Source organism: Porcincola sp. LCP21S3_C12 (assembly GCF_052118625.1).
In the GTDB taxonomy this organism is placed as follows: domain Bacteria; phylum Bacillota; class Clostridia; order Lachnospirales; family Lachnospiraceae; genus Porcincola.
In genome coordinates this window covers 14,667-34,122 of sequence record NZ_JBQKGW010000021.1, presented here as the reverse complement: position 1 = coordinate 34,122, position 19,456 = coordinate 14,667, and the positions used below count along the sequence as shown (strand labels likewise).

Sequence of the window (19,456 nt, the reverse complement as noted above, 5' to 3'; positions counted from 1 at the left end):
ATTCAGACGAGAGTCTTATCCCCGGCATTTTCCGCTTCAATCTTGGTGAATGCGAATTTCTTCATGTCGAACAGGCCGCGGTCTGTGATCTTGATGTCCGGGATGACAATCAGGGACATGAAGCACAGCGTCATGATCGGCTCAACCGTATGGCTGACGCCGAGAATGTCGTAGGCGGTGTTGTGCAGCACCTCCAGCGCCTGCGCGACCTCCTCACCGCTGCGGTCGCTCATCAGACCGGCAATCGGAAGCGGCAGCGACGCAATAACCTTTCCATCTTTCACGAGGACAAAGCCACCCTCCTGATCAATCAAGGCGTGGATCGCCGCGCTCATTTCCGTGTTGGAGACGCCCACACAGATGATGTTGTGGGAATCGTGCGCAACCGACAGCGCGACAGCACCCTGCTGGATGCCGTAGCCCTTCAGCAGCCCCAGTCCGATCCGCCCGGTGTTGTGGTGCCGTTCCAGCACCGCGATCTTCGCCACATCCTTGCCGGGCTCGAAGACAAAGTCCCCGCCTGTGTCCAGCTTTACGTGCAAGTCGGTCTCCTTCGTGCGGATTCCGCCTGGGATGATCTCGATGGTCTTCACAAAATCGCTCTTCAGATGCAGCCGCAGGTCGTCCTCGGTGAATGCCTTCACGTGCATCGATCCTCTGACAGAGTAGATCGGCGCCTTCTCATAGGACAGCAGGTACCGGCCGTTCTCGGCGACCTTCTTGCCCTCAATCAAGACGGTCTTTACACCGAAATCCTTCAGATTGTCAAACAGCACAATGTCCGCCCGCCTGCCCGGGGCCAGCGCGCCGCGGTCCTCGAGCTTATAGCACTCCGCCGCATTGAGCGTCGCCATGCAGATGGCCATGACCGGATCAATGCCGGCCTTCACGAGCTTCCGCAGATGGCTGTCGATATGCCCCTCGTTCAGGATGGTCTTCGGCTGCCGGTCATCCGAGCAGAGGATCAGTCTTCTGTAATTGTACGGTGTGATGCCTGGAATCAGATTCTCCAGGTCATGGCAGGCGGACCCGTCCCGCAGCTGGACATACATCCCGCGCTCCAGACGGTCCTCCATCTCCTTCACCGTCGTGCACTCATGATCCGTTTTCACCCCTGCGGCGATATACGCATTCAGTCCCGCGCCCTCCAGCCCCGGGCTGTGCCCGTCAATCACCTTGTGCATCGACAGAGCGACCAGCAGCTTGTTCAGGTCGTCGTCGTTCTTCTCCAGAATTCCGGGAACGTTCATGAACTCACCAAGTCCCGGAACATGCCGGTCCTGCATCGGCCACTGCATGTCGAAGGCATTGACAACCGCTCCGGCGTCCTCAAATGGAGTCGCCGGCACGCAGCTTGGAATCATGTACCGGACGGACAGCTCCGTCCTGGACGCTGCCCGGATCATGTAATTCAAGCCTTCAAGGCCGTAGACATTCGTGATCTCGTGCGGATCCGCGATGACGGTCGTCGTACCGCGCGGAACCACCATGCGCCCGAACTCCTCGGGCGAGGTGTATGTGGACTCGATATGGATATGTCCGTCGATCAGTCCCGGCGCTGCGTATGCGCCGCCGGCGTCGATCTCCTCCTGCCCGCGGTAGTCATCGCCAAAGCCGACAATCAGGCCGTCGGTGATTGCGATGGAGCCTGGCCGGACGGTCCCGGTGAAGACATCCACAATCTGGCAGTTGTAGATGACCAGATCAGCAGGGACACGATGCATGGCAGAGTCAATCACACGGATGAGTGTTTTCTTGTCCATATGTTCCATAAGACCGCCTCCTTCTTTTACGCTGATGCCAACAACCGTCGCCTGAACGCGCCCGCCTGCGCCGGCGGATTCTATGCCCGAGGCAAGGGACCGGCCGCTGCAAAGAACGTCTCACGCCTGCACCGGCGGATTTCGGATGCCCGTCCGCTTTCAGACTTGTTCAGACGAAATACCACCTTCTATTGCAAATGATTGTATCCGGTGCTAAAATATTGTCAAGGGATTTTACAAATTTTCAGCATGATGATATGGAGAATCTGTGAAAACTGAACAAAGAGTGATTGTTGTATTTCCGACAACGACAGATGCGCTTCATCTGGAATATGTATGCCGGGCACAGGGGGTGCCGGGGCGGATGATCCCCGTACCCGGCAGCATCAAGGCCGGCTGCGGGCTGGCCTTCAGCGCCCCGCCGGAGACAGAACAAAGGCTCCGTGCCCTGGCAGAGGCAAACAGCATCAGGGTTGACGGATTCTACAGAAGAGTCCTGTAGCAGACAGCGGGGGACAGGATGCGTCCTCCGGTAAAATGACAGGACGGGACAATGCCGAGGGCGGCGGAAACGTGAACCCCGGCTTTCTTTTTACATGGGCTTATTGAATGGGCTTATTGCATAGGCTTCTTACATCGGATTTTACAGGACGCAGGCTCTGTCACAAACAGGACGGATGCGTCTTCAGCCGGGACATGAATGGAAGGAGGCATTTCCATGATACTGTTTCAGAATGGCACACTGGTATACCCGTCCGGCAGCAGGTCGGCAGACCTACTGACAGACGGCGAAAAAATCTGCAGGATCGCTTCTCACATCGATCCGCCCGCAGGCTGTGAGATCGTGGACTGCGCCGGCAAGCTCATCTTTCCGGGATTCATCGATGCACACACCCATTTTGACCTGCATGTAGCCGGTACGGTCACGGCTGACGATTTTGCTTCCGGCACAAAGGCGGAGATCGCCGGCGGGACGACGAGCGTCATCGACTTTGGAACCGCCTATCCGGGAGAGACGCTGAACGAGGGCCTTGACAACTGGTTCCGGAAGGCGGAGGCCGGCTGCAGCTGCGACTATGGGTTCCATCAGACCATTACGAAGTGGAACGATGCGATCTCCGCCGAGATCCCGGACATGATCGAGCGCGGCGCCTCCACCTTCAAGATCTACATGACCTATGATACGCAGATCGACGACTGCACGATCCTGAAGGTGCTGCAGCGGCTGAAGGAATGCGGCACGACAACCGGCTGCCACTGTGAGAACAGCGGTCTGATCGACGCGCTTCGCGAGGAGTACGCGGCGGATGAAAGACGCTTTAAAGTCAGCTCCCACTATCTCACGCGCCCGGCGGCAGCGGAGGCGGAGGCCATCGGGCGCTACTGCCATCTGGCAGAGGTGGCGGACGAACCTGTCATCGACGTCCACCTGACCTGTCTGGAGGGGCTTGAAGAGATCCGGGCGGCCAGAAGACGCGGCCAGAAGGTCTATGTGGAGACCTGCCCGCAGTATCTGGTGATGGATGACATCCTCTACGATAACGATGATTTCGATGAAGCATCGAAGTATGTCTGTGCGCCGCCCCTGAGAAAGAAGACCGATCAGGACGCGCTTTGGAAGGCCATGGCGGACGGCGAGATACAGACCGTCTCGACCGACCACTGCTCCTTCACCATCGCGCAGAAGGAGCTCGGGAAGGACGACTTCCGGAAGATCCCGGGCGGCATGCCCGGTGCGGAGACAAGACCGGCCGTCATTTATTCGGAAGGGGTTGCAAAAGGGCGCATCACGAAGGAAAAGATGTGCGAGCTTCTGGCCGAGAACCCGGCGCGGCTCTACGGACTCTACCCGAAGAAAGGCGTGCTGAAGGAAGGAGCGGACGCGGACATCGTTGTTCTCGATCCTGCGGCGGAGCGCACCATTTCCGTGAAAACCCAGGTCTCGAGGGCAGACTACGCACCGCTCGAAGGCATGAAGCTGAAGGGGGCCATTGATCAGGTCTATCTCCGAGGCGAGAAGACCGCCGAGGATGGCAGGGTGATCAAGGAGAACAGAGGACAGTACCTGAAGCGCGGACTGCCGGAGTTCTTCTGAGAATAAAAAAAGAGGAGTGTGGCAGAAGATGGATTTGCATCTGACAGAGAAGGAAGCCGGACGGGTACTCGCGATCAAAAGAGACCTGCATATGCACCCGGAGCTTTCTCATGAAGAGTACAGGACAACCGAAAAGATCCGGGAGGAGCTCGCCGGGCTGCCGGGTATCGAGATTCTTGAGCTGCCCGATACCTCGGTCGTGAAGACTGGCGTCGTGGCACGGCTGCGGGGCGGAAAGAGCGGCGGGGAGACCGGCCTTCGGGCGGACATCGATGCCCTTCCGCAGACCGAGCAGGTTGAGAGTCCGTACAAATCCAGATGCGAGGGTAAGATGCACGCCTGCGGACACGACTTTCACACCGCGTCGCTTCTCGGCGCTGCGATGATTTTGTCAAGAAACCGCGAAGAGGTGCCGGGAACCGTCGACTTTCTGTTCCAGGAAGCAGAGGAAACAACGAATGGCTGCCAGGAAATGATCGACGCAGGGCTTTTCTCGATCATTTCTCCGAAGTATTTCTTCGGTATGCACAATCGCCCGGAGGTCCCGGCAGGGCAGGTCGTGATTCAGTCCGGCGGACTGATGAGCGCGAAGTCAAACTTCGTCATTACTGTCCACGGCAAGGGCGGGCACGGTGCGATGCCGCACCTGTGCATTGATCCGATCGTCTGCGCCGCGGCGATCATTCAGTCGCTCCAGACCATCGTCAGCAGGAACGTCGACCCGATGGAGAATGCGATCCTGACGATCGGTTCCATCCACGGCGGGAGTGTTGAAAACCTGATCGTCGAGGAGGTGAAGATGACCGGCTGCGTACGGGCGCTGAGCCAGAAGACGAAGGAGATGCAGATCCAACGCCTCGAGGAGATCGTGATGGACACGGCGAAAGCCTACCAGTGTACGGCGGATGTCGAATATAAGGAAGTGCTCCCGGTTGCATTCAATACACCGGAGATGACAAAGATCGCGCACAAGGCGGCTGCGGCCGTTGTCGGGGAGGAGAACTGTGTGACGGCGGTTCCGACCCTCGCAAGCGAGGACTTCGCGATCATCATGGACAGGATTCCGTCCTATCTCTACTGGGTCGGATCGGGGACAGAAGGGGAGCCGCTGTACGCCTGGCATAACCCCAGATTCCATGCCAATGACACAGCGCTTCCGGTCGCAGCGGCGGTGTACGCCAGCTCCGCTGTGACGGCGAATCAGCTGTGAGAAGCCTGTCAACATGTTGAACGGCTGGCAGGATCAGGAGCGATGGGCCTGCGAACAGGCCTGTGGGCTTGCGGTCAGCCTGCATGGATAGAGTGGATAGAATCGAAAAAATAAACCTGTAGAAGAAAGGGAGGCTTTAGTATGATTTCACTGGATGAGAGAGGAAAGCAGTGCCCGATTCCGATCGTAGACACGAAGAAGGCGGTGGAGCCGCTGGGCGTCGGAGAGGTTGTAGAGACCGTTGTCGACAACGAGATTTCTGCCCAGAATCTGAAGAAATTTGCAGACCAGAGACAGTACGCTTATGAGATGGAGAAGGTTTCGGACACGGAATACAGGGTCCGTCTGACCGTCACCGAGGCGGCAAAAGAGCTTCAGAGCAGGGGAGCCGCCACATTCAATGAGCAGGACTATCAGGCCTGCGGCATCCCGGCAGCAGCGCCGGAGGGCTATATCGTCGTCATTTCCTCAGACAGCATGGGAGAGCCGGAGAAGGAACTCGGAAAGATCCTGCTCAAGGGCTTCCTCTTCGCTCTGTCGAAGAAGGAGGATGTGCCGAAGAAGATCATCTTCTACAACGGCGGCGCACGGCTGACCTGTGAGGGATCCGAGTCGCTGGACGATCTGAGGGAGCTGGAGAAGTCCGGCGCGGAAATCACAACCTGCGGCACCTGCCTGAAGTTCCAGAATCTGGAGGACAAGCTGAAGGTCGGCGGCGTGACCAACATGTACGAGATCACCGAAGCACTGACCGGACCGTACAGGGTCGTGAAGCCGTGCTGAAACGTGCTGAATAGTGAGAAACTGTTTTCTGCCCATGAGTACGAAACCCGGGGATAAGGGCAGGGCAGAAAGCAGCACCTGGAGGGCCAGCATGGAACAAATTGAATTCTGCAAGGGCGGCGGCTGCACAGCGAAGCTCGGGCCGGACATCCTGGACCGGGTGCTGAGCCGTCTGCCGGCTCAGAAGAAGGATCCGGACCTTCTGGTCGGCTTCGATACAAATGACGATGCAGCGGTCTACCGCGTGAGCGGGGACCGGGCGATCGTCCAGACGCTCGACTTCTTCCCGCCGATGGTGGATGATCCGTACCTGTTCGGCCAGATCGCGGCAGCCAACGCGATGTCGGACATCTGGGCGATGGGCGGCCGGCCGGTGACGGCGCTGAACATCGTCTGCTTTCCGCAGTCCTGGGACCTGAACATCCTGGGAAGAATCATGCAGGGCGGCGCGGAGAAGGTTGCAGAAGCCGGTGCGTCTCTGTGCGGCGGACATTCAATCAATGACAACGATGTCAAGTACGGCTTGTCGGTGACCGGGCTTATTGACCCGGCGCATGTCCTGACCAACGTCGGCGCCCGCGCGGGTGATCGGCTGCTCCTGACGAAGCCGCTGGGGACCGGCATCGTCTGCACGGCAGGCCGCGTGAAGGCGGCTGATCCGGCCAGCATGGATGAGGCGGTTCGCTCGATGACAACGCTGAACAAGTATGCGGCTGAGGTTCTGTCGCGTTACGAGGTTCACGCCTGCACGGACGTGACAGGATTCTCTTTGCTCGGACATCTGTCAGAGATGCTCGGCATGAAACGCCGCACGTCCGGTTTTTCGGATGCAGCAGACGGAAGCGCGGACCAGCCGGTCAGCAGCCCGCTGGGAGCTGTCATCCATACAAGCGCGGTGCCTCATTTCAGGCGGGTTCGGACATTCGTCGAGGAGGACTTCTTCATCACGGCGAACGGCCAGCGCAACCGCAACCATCTCGGTGACCTGGTGGAATTCCAGAACACCGCGTTCTGGCAGCAGGAGCTGCTGTTTGACCCGCAGACCTCCGGCGGCCTTCTGGCGGCTGTGCCGAATGAAATCGCCGATGAGGTGCTGACAGAGATCAAGAAGCTCGGGCTCCCCTGCAGCCTGATCGGAGAAGTGACAGATAAAGTTGATCACATCCTGGTGACAGACTGATGCGCCAGGCAGCGCACCGGAAACAGTCACCGGATGTGCGGGAAGACTGCAGCGGTCAGGGTACAGCGGATGCGCCAGACAGCGTACCGGAAACAGGCAGCAGATGCGCGGGAAGCATGCCGGGAGTACGCGGCAGATGTGTCAGGCAGTATGCCGGAAAAGGGATAACAGGAAAGTATGGTTACAGATCAGCTTGTAATAGTGAGAGGCGGAGGAGACATTGCGACCGGCACGATCCGGACGCTGAGAAGAGCAGGATTCCCGGTCTTGATCCTGGAATCGGAGCATCCGAGCGCCATCAGGCGGACGGTTGCGCTGTCAGAGGCCGTCTACGAGGGCAGTGCGGCGGTTGAGGATGTCTCGGTCACGCTTGCCCACAACCTGGATGAGGCGGAGTACCTGCTCTTCCAGGATGGAATCGCCATGCTGGTGGACCCGGACGGCGCTGCCATTCGTGATATCATTCACTCCGGGGAGAAATACGCCGAGTGGGATACCGGGCTTACGACTCTGGAGGGTGGCGGAAGGCATCTGTTTCTCACCTGTGTCGTTGACGCCATTCTTGCAAAGAAAAATCTCGGGACGACGAAAGACATGGCACCGCTTGTCATTGCGCTCGGCCCCGGATTCACAGCCGGGAAGGACTGCGATGTGGTGATCGAGACAATGCGCGGTCATAACCTGGGAAAGGCCATTCTGGAAGGGGAAGCGCTTCCGAATACCGGTACACCAGGACTGATCGCCGGCCATGCACAGGACCGAGTCATCCACAGTCCGGCAGCCGGAATCGTGAAAACCTGTGCATCAATCGGCGACATCGTGGAGGAGGGGCAGGTCATCGCCAGCATCCTGCCGGAAGGCAGGAGCATACAGCCGGCAGATGGCGGCAGCGCAGGACAGGCAGCACGGACAGCAGATGATGGCAGTGCAGAACAGGCAGTACAGCCGGCAGATGGCGGCAGCGCAGGACAGGCAGCACGGTCAGCAGAACAGATGGAGGGCAGCTCATCCAGGAAGGGTGAAGCCGGCGTGCCAGTGCGGGCGGCCTTTACAGGCCTGCTCAGAGGCCTGATCCGGGACGGATATCCGGTACCGGAGGGCTTCAAGATCGCGGACATCGACCCGCGCGCATCGGAGCATGACAACTGCTTCAGGATCTCCGACAAGGCACGGGCAATCGGCGGAGCGGTTTTGACGGAACTCATCCACTTTGCAGCACAGCAGAACTTTGACGAATGATTTACTTTGACAATGCGGCAACTTCATACAACCGGCCGCCGTGTGTGAAGGAGGCGGTCGCATCCGCCATCGATGCCTTCGGCAATCCGTCCAGAGGCGCTTACAGTGCGTCGCTGGATGCAGACCGCTGTCTGTTTGAGACAAGGATGCAGCTCGCAGCGCTTGCGGGGGCAGAGGGACCGGACTGCGTAGCCTTCACGATGAACGCGACGCAGGCGCTCTGCACCGCAATCTTCGGCCTGGGGCTGCAGAAAGGTGACCACCTGGTAGTGAGCATCCAGGAGCATAATTCCGTGCTGAGACCGGCCTACAGGCTGAAAGAAAAGGGCATCGTCGTTCATTTTATCGGGCTGACAGCGGACGCGCGCCTCGACATGGAGGATCTGGGGCAGACCCTGAGAGCCATCCGCACGCAGAATCCTGACACCCGGATCGCAGTGGCACTCTCGCACGGCAGCAACGTGACAGGCAACGTCATCGACCTCTCTGTCGTATCGGCGCTGTGCAGTGAAAACCGGGCGACATGGATCCTGGACGCGGCTCAGACGATGGGCATCATCCCGATCAATATAAGACGCCTCGGAATCGATATCCTGTGCTTTTCCGGACACAAGGCGCTGATGGGACCGCAGGGAACCGGCGCAATCATCGTGCGGCGCGGCATAAGCCTCAGCCCCCTGATGGCAGGAGGATCCGGCATCCGGACATTTCTGGAGACCATGCCGCAGGAGATGCCGGAACATCTGGAGGCCGGCACGCAGAACGCCCACTCGATCGCAGGTCTGCATGCCGCGCTCACCTTTGCGGAAGGAAAGCGGGAAACATGGAGGGAGCAGGCCCTCAGCCTGCGGAAGCAGCTGCTTTCCGGTATCGATGTCATCAACCGGCAGGCCGGGGAAGAGCGCATTCACATATACGGAAGAGGGACGGCTGACGATCCTGTACAGACCAGCAGCTATGATGAATCGGGGCAGGTACTCCCGACAGTCGCATTCAACATCGGCCGGCTCGACGCTGCAGATGTTGCCGACCGGCTCTGGCGTGACAGACAGATCGCAGTCCGGGCAGGCGGACACTGTGCGCCTTTGATTCATCGTTTCTTTGGAACTGAAAAGAGAGGCATCGTGCGGGCATCATTTTCACATGCCAACACACCCGGTCAGGTTCAGACACTGATCGAGGAGCTTACAGATATAGTACAAACAGAAGGCTAGGAGGTAAACACGGTATGGAGGTAGTCGGGAAGAGCATGAAGCGTGTCGACGCCTTCGGGAAGGTAACCGGAGAGGCGAAGTACACGAATGACCTGTGTCCGAAGGACGCGCTGATCGCGCATGTTGTCCATTCGACCATTGCGAATGGCGAGGTGCTTTCCATCGATACATCGGAGGCGGAGAAGGTGCCCGGTGTCGTGAAGATTGTCACCTGCTTTGACGTGCCGGACATCCAGTTTCCGACCGCCGGACACCCATGGAGCGTCGAGGCGGCGCACCAGGATATCGCAGACCGGAAGCTTCTGAATACGCGCGTGCGGCTGTACGGGGATGACATCGCTGCAATCGTCGGCGTGGACAATGTCGCGTGCGAGCGCGCCGAGAGACTTTTGAAGATCGAGTATAAGGAGTATCCGCCGTTCACGACGGTCGAGGATGCCCTGAAGCCGGAGGCAACCCCGCTTCACCCGGACCTTCGGAAGACGAATGAGCTGATCCATACGTCTTTCAAATCCTCACCGGATTATGACTATGAACAGGCAAAGGAGAAGGCGATCAGGGAGTACGGGGCCGAGCATGTCCGGGAATATGAGCAGACATACCGGACGCAGCGGGTTTCGCACTGCCATATCGAGGTGGCAACAAGCTGGGCGTACGTGGATGTGAACGGGAAGGTCACGGTCACAGCTTCTACGCAGATTCCGCACATTATGCGCCGTGTCATCGCCCAGGCACTGGGCTGGCCGGTCGGCAAGGTCCGTGTGATCAAGCCTTATCTGGGCGGTGGCTTCGGCAACAAGCAGGATATCCTGTATGAACCGCTGAACGCCTATCTGTCGATTGCCTGCGGCGGCCGCTGCGTCTGCCTGGAGACCACCCGAGAGGAGTGCATCTCCCAGACGAGAGTCCGCCACGCAGTGATCGGAAAGACGAAGGCGCTCTACACGACAGACGGCCGTCTCCTCGCACGCACCCTTGACGGCTACGCGAACAAAGGCGCGTACGCCTCCCATGGACATGCAATTGCAGCGTCTGTCGCAACGGTTTACAAGGATCTCTACAACGACGCCTACGGCTGCCGTGCGGACATGACGACGGTCTTCACAAACTCTGCCTCCGCCGGCGCGATGCGTGCCTACGGCGTGCCGCAGGCGGTCTTTCTGGCGGACTGCCAGATCGACGACATCTGCCACAGAGAGGGCTTTGACCCGCTGAAGTTCCGGATGGACAACTGCGTCGGAAAAGGCTTCCGGGATCCGGGCAACGGCATCACCTATTATTCCTACTCCATGAAGGAGTGCATGCGGCGCGGCGCGGAATACATCCACTGGGATGAAAAGCGGAAGGCGTACGCAAACCAGACTGGCCCCATCCGCCACGGTGTCGGGATGTCGATCTTCATGTACAAGGTCGGCGTCTACCCGATCTCCCTGGAGACTTCCAGCGCCCGGATGATCCTGAACCAGGATGGCTCGGTCCAGGTTGAGCTGTCGGCAACCGAAATCGGCCAGGGAGCCGACACCGTCTTCACCCAGATGGCCTCGGAGACCACAGGCATCACACCGGACAGGGTTTACATCGTCTCGACGCAGGATACAGATCTGGCGCCCTTTGACACAGGTGCGTATGCGTCCAGACAGTCCTTTGTCACCGGAAAGGCCGTCAAGAAATGCGGCCTCGAGCTGCGCAACCGGATTCTGGATTATGCTTCTTACATGCTCGGCCGTCCGGCGGAGGAGCTGATGATCCACGACAACAACATCTGTGAGCGCATCGTGCCGGAAGGCGCGCCTGTGCAGGCAGACCTCTCCGCGGAAAACGGTTACGGCTTCATCGCGGACGGCTCTAAGGATGAAAATGACCGCTATAAAGGCTGGCTCGACGCGGACGTAAAGCATTGGAACATCGACGATCTTCCGTCCGGAAAGAAGTCGATCCTGAGGGATACCGGGAAGATCCTCGCAAAGCCCGGCAAGGTGCTGCTCTCGATGAAAGACCTTGCAGAGAACGCCTTCTACTCCCTCGACCGCTCGGAACACATCACAGCAGAGGTCACAAACCACTGCAAGGAAAATACGTACGCATCCGGATGTACATTTGCAGACATCACGGTGGACATGGAGATGGGGACCGTGAAGATCGATCATCTCGTGAATGTCCATGACTCCGGCAGGCTGCTCAATCCGCAGCTGGCCGAGGCCCAGGTGCATGGCGGCATGGCAATGGGCATCGGCTACGCCCTGAGCGAGGAGCTTCTGTACAACGAAAAAGGCAGGCCGCTGAACAATAACCTGCTCGACTTCAAGATCCCAACGGCGCTCGACGTTCCGGATCTGAAGGCGATCTTCCTGCAAATGGACGACCCGATGGGTCCCTACGGCAACAAGGCGCTGGGCGAGCCGCCGGTCATCTCCATTGCCCCGGCAATCCGCAATGCCATCCTGAACGCAACGGGTGTCGCGATGAACGAGATTCCGATGACCCAGCAGAGGCTGGTGGCGGCATTTCAGCAGCATGGTCTGATCTGAGAAAGGCGGTGCGGTATGTACGATATTGAGAATTACTACGAGGCAAAGTCGGTCGAGGATGCCGTCGCGCACCTTGCTGCTGACGAGAAGGCTGAAGTCATCGCCGGCGGGACAGACGTGCTCGTGAAGCTCCGTTCCGGCAAGGATGCCGGCTGCGATCTGGTCAGCATCCATGAGATCCCGGAGCTGAAGGGCGTGGACAGGCTGACAGACGGAACGATTGTGATCGGACCGGCCACCTGTTTTACAGACATCACGAATGATCCCATCATCCGGGAAAGTTTCCCGTATCTGGGGGAGGCGGTCGACACGGTCGGCGGTCCGCAGATCCGGAATATGGGCACCATCGGCGGCAACCTCTGTAATGGCGCCACCTCCGCGGACTCCGGCGCAACGATGCAGACGCTCGATGCCACCCTCGTCCTGCAGGGACCGGAGGGTTCCAGAGAGGTTCCAGTCACTGAATTCTACACAGGTCCCGGCAAAACGGTCCGCAGGCGGGACGAGGTTCTGATTGCGATCCTGGTAAAACCAGAAGACTATGTCGGCTACTCCGGCTGCTACATCAAGTATGGCAAGAGACGCTCGATGGAAATCGCAACGCTTGGATGCTGCGTCAGGGTGAAGCTGGAGGCAGCAGGCGCAGAGCAGGCAGAGGCAGAAGAGACAGATGGAATACAGGGCAGTTCAGCCACACGGCGGGAGGATGCCGCAGGCAGTGCGGTACTTCCGGGTGCCGGCTTCCGTCTGGCAGATGTCAGGATTGGCTACGGTGTCGCGGCACCGACCCCGATCCGCTGCAGAAAGACCGAACAGATGCTGAAGGGCATGGCGGCAGACGATCCGGCGATCTATGAGATCATCGCCACGCACGTTGAGGAAGAGGTCCACCCCCGTTCCTCCTGGCGCGCTTCAAAGGAATTCCGTGTTCAGCTCATCAGGGAGATGGCAAAACGCGCCCTTGAGCAGGCCATCCTCAGAGGCATCGGAAAAGGAACCCCCGGAGCAGGAGACTTCCCGCCGGTTGAATTCGGAGAAGAACAGACGATGGATGAGACAAAGACACAGGGCACAGCAGATGCGGCTGGCACCGCGGATGACGGTGAAGACGTAAGCTGCGGGAAAGGCGGTGAGAATCATGCTTGAGATTGTCCATATGACCGTCAACGGAGAAGAGAAAGAACTTGCCGTCGATCCGAGAGAAAGCCTTCTCGACACCCTCAGGAACCGGCTGAACCTGACATCCGTCAAGAGAGGCTGCGGCGTTGGCGAATGCGGCGCCTGCACCGTTCTGATTGACGGGACAGCCGTGGATTCCTGCCTTTACCTGACCATGTGGGCAGAAGGCAAGCACATCCTGACCGTCGAGGGGCTCAAGAGTCCGACGGGAGAGCTTAACGAAGTACAGCAGGCCTTCATCGATGAAGCGGCTGTCCAGTGCGGCTTCTGCACGCCAGGCCTGATTTTGACCGGGGTGGAGCTTGCAAACAGCGGAAGAAAGTACACTCGGGAAGAGCTCCGCAAGCTCATCTCCGGCCATCTCTGCCGCTGCACAGGATATGAGAATATCCTGAACGCACTTGAGAAAGTCGTCGGGTATCATTGAATAATTCTTGTCACAAAATCTGCCCCATCTTGAATTTACATACATCACAGTTTACAATCGACGCCGAATATACCGACTTCTATGATAGGCTGGCAGTCCTGAACCAGGGCTGCCAGCCTATGCCAGTTCTTCTCTCTGGGCGTATTCATAGAATGTTTAGGCAGGATGTACAAGGAACTTCTATTTAGTTGACGGTTTTTCGGAGTGGTATATTATCAAAAATTGATTATAATAAAGTTTAGATGAGTTAATAAATCGTGCAATTAAGCATACTTTGAAAATTTACAGTTCTAGAGGGAGGGAAGGGCATTGAACAGAAGCCCTGGCAGTACAGATATGGCGTATAGCAGACCATCAGGAGAGAAAAACGATGTGACAGAGATTGATCTGCTGGAAGTTGCAAGGGCTATCTGGAAGAAACGGCTCTTTGTTCTTGCCCTGACCGTTCTGGGCGGTATCCTGGCTTTCGCAGTTACAGTGATCGCTATCAGGCCGACCTATCGTTCCAGCTTTACAGCCTATGTAAACAACCATTCAACAAGCAGTGATAATGACATCCAGTCGCTGAACAATGGCGATACAGCGGCCAGCCAGTTTCTTGCACAGACGTATGCGGTTATCATGAAGAGCCGCCCGCTGGTCGAGGATGCCCTGAAAATATCAAAGCTCACATATGAATATGAGGAAGTCGCCGGGGATATCACAACCGATATTCAGACGAATACGCAGCTGGTGACGCTGAATGTCACGATGCGCAGTCCACAGGAAGCGAAGAAGCTTGCGGACGCGATTGCGAAGGCCGCACCTTCCTATATCTCGGATATCGTCGAGGGAAGCTCGATGAAGGTTGTGTCCAAACCGGTGCTTGCGAGACAACGGTATTCCCCAAGCCTCAAGAAGAATACCATCGTCGGTGCATTGCTGGGACTGCTGATTGCGCTTGCAATTGTGACCGTCCAGGATCTGATGGATGACCGGATCCGCAGTGCGGATGAGCTGGAGAAACGATTCGGAATCTCAATTCTTGGAACCATTCCGGACTTCGAGGCGGCAGCACAGAAAAAGGCTGGCCGCGGGTATTATTACCAGAGCCACCAGAAGACAGCCAGCAGGTGAGCAGCAGAACAAAAAGGACATAGACAGATATGGCGTTCGGATCCAAAAGCAGAAACAATAAGAAAACAGAGCTTCTGAATGAGCAGAAGCAGGTTTTGAGCGAGGCTTCTGCCTGGCCGGTTCAGGAGGCCTACAAGGCGCTTCGTACAAACCTTATGTTCTCCCTGCCGGGGAATGAGAGCAAGGTCATCGGCGTGACCAGTGCATTGCAACATGATGGAAAAAGTATCAACGCCGTGAACATGGCAATCAGCTTCGCACAGCTTGGCAAAAAGGTTGTCCTGGTGGAAGCTGACCTGCGCATGCCAACGGTTAGCAAGAAGCTTGGCTGCAAATCCGTCCCGGGACTCACAGATGTCCTTGTCGGGCAGAACTGTCTGATGGACGTCACGCAGTCTTCCAAGGATTATCGGATGCTTTCGGTGATTCCAGCCGGCAACATTCCGCCGGATCCGACCTGGCTTCTTCAGTCCGCTCAGATGAAGACAATCCTGAAGGCACTCAGAAGTGCTTATGACTATATCTTTGTGGATCTCCCACCGGTAATGAGTGTTGCAGATGCTGCCATTCTTGCTCCGCTTCTGGACGGATATGTGATGGTTGTCCGGAATGAGATAACGGAGTACCGTGCAGTGGCCGACTCTCTCGATCAGCTTCGCCTCGCGAAGGGAAAGGTTATTGGGTTTGTCTATAACGATGCAGATATATCCGGCGGAAACAAGTATTACCACAGCTACTATAAGAAAGACTGATTCCGATGGGGACAATTGAGTTTTTTGACTTGCACTGCCATTTTCTGCCGGGGATGGACGATGGCTGCAAGACACCGGAGGAGTCTGTCAGACTTCTGGAGGAGCAGTATCGGCAGGGCTGCAGAGGGGTCGCTGCAACGCCTCATTACTATGCAGTCGAGTCCATCGAGAGCTTTTTAACTCGCCGCAAAAAGGCTGCTGGCAGACTTCTGGCAGAGCTAAGAGCCAGAAGCCCGGTGGCCATTCCAAATATCTGTTTTGGTGCAGAGGTTGCTTTCCGTGAGACACTTGAAAGCGAACAGGAACTGGAACGTCTTTGCTACGGCAAGTCCAGATACCTGCTTTTAGAGATGCCCTTCACCCCCTGGACAGACCGCACAGTACGGGGCGTCGAACGAATTGCAAATCTGTTAGGTGTCGTCCCTGTCATCGCGCATATCGAACGGTACAGTAGCGTGGCTGAGCCTGCCTATATCGAAGCACTGATGAATCTGAATGTCCTGATTCAGCTCAATGCGGGCAATTTCGCAGGTGGAAGTACGGAGCGCAAAGCGCTTCGTCTGATTCGGCATGGAAGTATTCAGGTGCTTGGAACGGACAGCCACAATACGGTGACCAGACCGCCAAATATGGAGAAAGCGATTGAAAGTCTTCAGGCACACGGACTGAAAGGAGAGCTTCAGGAGATCCTTGACATGAATCAGAGGATCTTTACATCTGCGGTAAGCGGATAAAATCTTCCGGGATATACAGACAATCAGCTCTATTGGTAAATTGTTGGAATATTTCGGGAGGGGGGGTGGAAGTATTTATACGAAAAGGAAACAACTCGAATTCCAGGTGGTGTTTTTCTCGTACCTGCTGATAGCAGTTGGAAGCGCAGGCATTGCACTTGTGGTTCTTCATGGAGCAGGAAAACTGGACGCCAGCTTCTTCAAGGGCAGCTTTATCCTGGACGCAGCGCTGCCCGTCGCAATTTCCGCCGTCGTGACAATCATTGTAATTCTTCGGAAATTCAACTATCATTTTGAAAAGATGCCGCTATGGCAGTGTGCAGGCAGATCGTTACGTGAGACTTTGATCTTTGCATGCAGCTGGGCAACCCTTCTGATTCTTGCCAAGAATGGGGTATCGGCATCCAGATACTTTTTTGGGACAACACTGCTGCTCAATTTTATCCTGATGACTGCAGAATGGATGTATATCTCTTCTGTTGTTGTCGAAAACTTTCATAAGTCTCCATCGGCAACATATGTCGGTGTTGTAACGAACAGCAGGCGAGCAGAAAAACTGGTCCGGACACTGAAAGAAGACTGGGCACGAAAGGTTGTAGGTCTATGCCTGATAGATGAAAAGACCGGTGGGGAGCAGAAGACAGTCTGTAAAGTACCTGTTACTTCCACAGCCGAGACATTGATCGAACAGGTAAAGCGTGACGCGATCGATGAGGTTTTCATCGAGGTCGATGAAAACGAGCGCCCACTGGTTATGGAAGCTGCCCGGGAGATGATCTGCATGGGGATCCGTGTACACATCAATATTCCGGAGATCGTGAAACTGGAGAAAACTGTTACAGAAAAAGCGTTGGCGGAGATCTCTGGTTACAGCAGGCAGCAGATTCAGGAAGATTCCGATACGCCAATTCAGCAGACAATCTATACAAGAGAGCTTGAATATGGCTTCAACAATCGACCGGCGCTGATTCTTGACAGGCCGCACAAGCGTGTCAGGCAGCAGATCATGAAGAGAGCGATTGACATAGCAGGCTCCATCGTCGGACTTGTGATTGCAGGAGTTCTTACATTGGTTCTCGGTCCGATGATCAAGCATGATTCGCCTGGACCAATCTTCTTTGGACAGGTTCGCATCGGGAAAAATGGTCGTAAGTTCAAGATGTATAAGTTCCGAAGCATGTATCAGGATGCGGAGGCTCACCTGAAAGAGCTGCTTGCCCAAAATGAGATGAATGGGCTGATGTTCAAGATGGAGGATGACCCCCGGATCACGAGGGTTGGGCGCTTTATCCGCAAGACCAGTCTGGATGAGTTTCCTCAGTTCTGGAACGTACTCAAAGGAGAGATGTCTCTTGTGGGAACCCGTCCGCCGACAGTCAGCGAGTTCAACCAGTACAACAGCTACCACAAACGCAGACTCAGCATGAAACCCGGTATGACAGGCCTCTGGCAGGTCTCTGGAAGGTCCGATATCAAGGACTTTGAGGAAGTAGTCCGGCTGGACTGCCAGTACATTGACAATTGGTCGATTAGAGGGGATATTAAGATCCTGTTTAAGACGATTGGGCTTGCATTCAAGAAGGACAATGGGGCTGCGTGATCCTATAAATTGGAATCATTCTTACTTAATAGAGTTATTCCATATGTTGCAGGTTGTGAGACGAATGAAAAAGGGGTGCCTTTTCTTCACTGAGCTTAACAATCGCTTGCTTATGAACGTTTGTATTCCATGCTCCGGCATTCATTCACGGGTTGGTCAGCGATTGATAGGCGAGTGAATGATTAGACCCGCGGGCGAATGGAAGAGTAGGGACTGGGGTTCTTGGTAAGCGTACAATAGTGTATTTCATTAGTGAAGATTTACTGCTCTGGAATAGCAGGGTGAGATTATAGAGGGAGTAAAGAAAGGCAAGATGAAGATTTGTCTAGTGGGCTCATCAGGTGGGCATTTAACTCATCTGTATATGCTTAAGCCCTTTTGGGAAAAACACGAAAGATTTTGGGTCACATTTGATAAAGAAGATGCAAAGAGCCTTCTCAAGGATGAGAGGATGATCCCCTGCTATTATCCGACAAATCGCTCCCTCAAGGGTCTTCTCATTAATACGCGCCTTGCATGGAAGGTTCTAAGAAAAGAAAAGCCTGATCTTATTATCTCTTCTGGTGCTGCCGTGGCGGTTCCGTTCTTCTGGCTCGGGAAACTGTTCGGAGCCAAGACGATGTACATAGAGGTCTTTGACCGTATTGATAAATCCACACTGAGCGGCAAATTGGTATATCCAGTTGCGGATAAGTTCATCGTTGAGTGGGAGGAAATGAAGAAAATCTATCCTAAAGCTATTAATCTGGGGAGTATATTCTGATGATATTTGTAACAGTGGGTACGCACGAACAGCCCTTTAATCGATTAGTTCAGAAAATCGACGAATTAAAACGAGACGGTGTGATCACGGAGGATGTGGTGATACAGACTGGCTTTTCTACGTATGAGCCAAAGTACTGCAAGTGGCAGAAGCTCTTTCCCTTTCAGGACATGGGAAAGTATGTAGAACAGGCCAGAATTGTCATTACTCACGGTGGTCCATCGTCTTTTATTATGCCTCTCCAGATTGGAAAAATCCCGATCGTTGTCCCAAGACAGAGCAAGTTTAATGAGCATGTTAACGATCATCAGGTACTCTTCGCAAGAGCTGTTAAGGAAAGATATGGTAATCTGATTGTCGTGGAAGATATTGAGAAGCTGGGAGAGATTATTAAAGACTACGATAAATTGTCCGCCGGTATGCACGGTGGTGGAATGGATAACAATGCAAAGTTCTGCGCGAAGTTTGAAGAACTAGCTAATGAGCTGGTTGGTAACAAGGGAAAGAAGAGATGAGACACAAAAATATCAAAAGGGCAATATCTTATTTGGGATTCATACGAACATTTCTCCCCATCATATCATTGAATTTTGATGCATCTATGAAAGGGCTTATTTTTCAAGATGAGGTTTCTAGTAATTATTTATCAGCATTTGATAGTCAGCAGAAGCTGCGGCCAATTAATTACCTGCTAAACGTAAGTCTTCCGTTTCGCTCGGTTTTTTATTTTAGATTATGGCATGAAAAGCATTACTTAGTTTATTACTTGTCTCAGATCCTGCTTAGAAATCATAAGATTGATATTTGGGGAGATATTGCAGGTGGGTTTGTAATTTACCACGGAGTAGGTGATGTAATAGTCTGCAATAAAGC

At 55.3% G+C, this 19,456-nt stretch carries 18 protein-coding genes; 17 read left to right on the top strand and 1 reads right to left on the bottom strand.

Annotation, left to right across the window (positions count from 1 at the left end; all coding sequences use genetic code 11):
- Nucleotides 1–2 precede the first annotated feature (2 nt).
- Nucleotides 3–1,763 (bottom strand): adenine deaminase, encoded by a 1,761-nt coding sequence (gene ade, locus ACTQ1N_RS10595; protein WP_441956731.1) that lies wholly within the window; start codon nucleotides 1,761–1,763, stop codon nucleotides 3–5.
- Nucleotides 1,764–2,031: 268 nt separating this feature from the next.
- Between ade and ACTQ1N_RS10590 the strand changes: the two genes are divergently transcribed.
- From ACTQ1N_RS10590 to ACTQ1N_RS10510, 17 genes are all read left to right on the top strand, one after another.
- A complete protein-coding gene (locus tag ACTQ1N_RS10590; RefSeq protein ID WP_441956723.1) occupies nucleotides 2,032–2,265 on the top strand; it encodes a DUF3343 domain-containing protein in 234 nt (77 codons plus the stop codon).
- 216 nt (nucleotides 2,266–2,481) lie between these two features.
- Nucleotides 2,482–3,858 (top strand): dihydropyrimidinase, encoded by a 1,377-nt coding sequence (hydA, locus tag ACTQ1N_RS10585; RefSeq protein WP_441956722.1) that lies wholly within the window; start codon nucleotides 2,482–2,484, stop codon nucleotides 3,856–3,858.
- 28 nt (nucleotides 3,859–3,886) lie between these two features.
- Entirely contained in the window at nucleotides 3,887–5,068 is a 1,182-nt protein-coding gene (locus ACTQ1N_RS10580) for a M20 metallopeptidase family protein (RefSeq protein ID WP_441956721.1), read from the top strand.
- Between the two features lie 141 nt (nucleotides 5,069–5,209).
- Nucleotides 5,210–5,851 carry a sulfurtransferase-like selenium metabolism protein YedF gene (gene yedF / locus ACTQ1N_RS10575; RefSeq protein WP_441956720.1) on the top strand — a complete coding sequence of 214 codons (642 nt, stop codon included), beginning with the start codon at nucleotides 5,210–5,212 and terminating at the stop codon, nucleotides 5,849–5,851.
- Between the two features lie 91 nt (nucleotides 5,852–5,942).
- Nucleotides 5,943–7,031, top strand: coding sequence for a selenide, water dikinase SelD (selD, locus tag ACTQ1N_RS10570; RefSeq protein ID WP_441956719.1), 1,089 nt, complete (start codon nucleotides 5,943–5,945; stop codon nucleotides 7,029–7,031).
- A gap of 33 nt (nucleotides 7,032–7,064) precedes the next feature.
- Entirely contained in the window at nucleotides 7,065–7,199 is a 135-nt protein-coding gene (locus ACTQ1N_RS10565; protein WP_441956718.1) for a hypothetical protein, read from the top strand.
- Between the two features lie 9 nt (nucleotides 7,200–7,208).
- Complete coding sequence (locus ACTQ1N_RS10560) at nucleotides 7,209–8,270, top strand: selenium-dependent molybdenum cofactor biosynthesis protein YqeB (protein WP_441956717.1); 1,062 nt, start codon at nucleotides 7,209–7,211, stop codon at nucleotides 8,268–8,270.
- Entirely contained in the window at nucleotides 8,267–9,484 is a 1,218-nt protein-coding gene (locus ACTQ1N_RS10555; RefSeq protein WP_441956716.1) for an aminotransferase class V-fold PLP-dependent enzyme, read from the top strand. The genes ACTQ1N_RS10560 and ACTQ1N_RS10555 overlap by 4 nt, the downstream gene beginning before the upstream one ends.
- 14 nt (nucleotides 9,485–9,498) lie before the next feature.
- Complete coding sequence (xdhA, locus tag ACTQ1N_RS10550; RefSeq protein WP_441956715.1) at nucleotides 9,499–12,012, top strand: xanthine dehydrogenase subunit XdhA; 2,514 nt, start codon at nucleotides 9,499–9,501, stop codon at nucleotides 12,010–12,012.
- 15 nt (nucleotides 12,013–12,027) lie between these two features.
- Nucleotides 12,028–13,158: an FAD binding domain-containing protein gene (locus ACTQ1N_RS10545; protein ID WP_441956714.1), complete on the top strand. Its 1,131-nt coding sequence runs from the start codon at nucleotides 12,028–12,030 to the stop codon at nucleotides 13,156–13,158.
- Complete coding sequence (xdhC, locus tag ACTQ1N_RS10540) at nucleotides 13,151–13,618, top strand: xanthine dehydrogenase subunit XdhC (protein WP_441956713.1); 468 nt, start codon at nucleotides 13,151–13,153, stop codon at nucleotides 13,616–13,618. Before ACTQ1N_RS10545 ends, xdhC begins: the two co-directional genes overlap by 8 nt.
- Before the next feature lie 372 nt (nucleotides 13,619–13,990).
- Nucleotides 13,991–14,734, top strand: coding sequence for a YveK family protein (locus ACTQ1N_RS10535; protein WP_441956712.1), 744 nt, complete (start codon nucleotides 13,991–13,993; stop codon nucleotides 14,732–14,734).
- Between the two features lie 29 nt (nucleotides 14,735–14,763).
- Nucleotides 14,764–15,486: a CpsD/CapB family tyrosine-protein kinase gene (locus ACTQ1N_RS10530; RefSeq protein WP_441956711.1), complete on the top strand. Its 723-nt coding sequence runs from the start codon at nucleotides 14,764–14,766 to the stop codon at nucleotides 15,484–15,486.
- A gap of 5 nt (nucleotides 15,487–15,491) precedes the next feature.
- Nucleotides 15,492–16,220: a tyrosine-protein phosphatase gene (locus tag ACTQ1N_RS10525; RefSeq protein ID WP_441956710.1), complete on the top strand. Its 729-nt coding sequence runs from the start codon at nucleotides 15,492–15,494 to the stop codon at nucleotides 16,218–16,220.
- Nucleotides 16,221–16,380: 160 nt separating this feature from the next.
- Nucleotides 16,381–17,820 (top strand): sugar transferase, encoded by a 1,440-nt coding sequence (locus ACTQ1N_RS10520; RefSeq protein ID WP_441956709.1) that lies wholly within the window; start codon nucleotides 16,381–16,383, stop codon nucleotides 17,818–17,820.
- Nucleotides 17,821–18,133: 313 nt separating this feature from the next.
- Nucleotides 18,134–18,583 carry a PssD/Cps14F family polysaccharide biosynthesis glycosyltransferase gene (pssD, locus tag ACTQ1N_RS10515; protein ID WP_441956708.1) on the top strand — a complete coding sequence of 150 codons (450 nt, stop codon included), beginning with the start codon at nucleotides 18,134–18,136 and terminating at the stop codon, nucleotides 18,581–18,583.
- Nucleotides 18,583–19,098 (top strand): glycosyltransferase, encoded by a 516-nt coding sequence (locus tag ACTQ1N_RS10510; protein WP_441956707.1) that lies wholly within the window; start codon nucleotides 18,583–18,585, stop codon nucleotides 19,096–19,098. The genes pssD and ACTQ1N_RS10510 overlap by 1 nt, the downstream gene beginning before the upstream one ends.
- The last annotated feature ends 358 nt before the right edge of the window (nucleotides 19,099–19,456 follow it).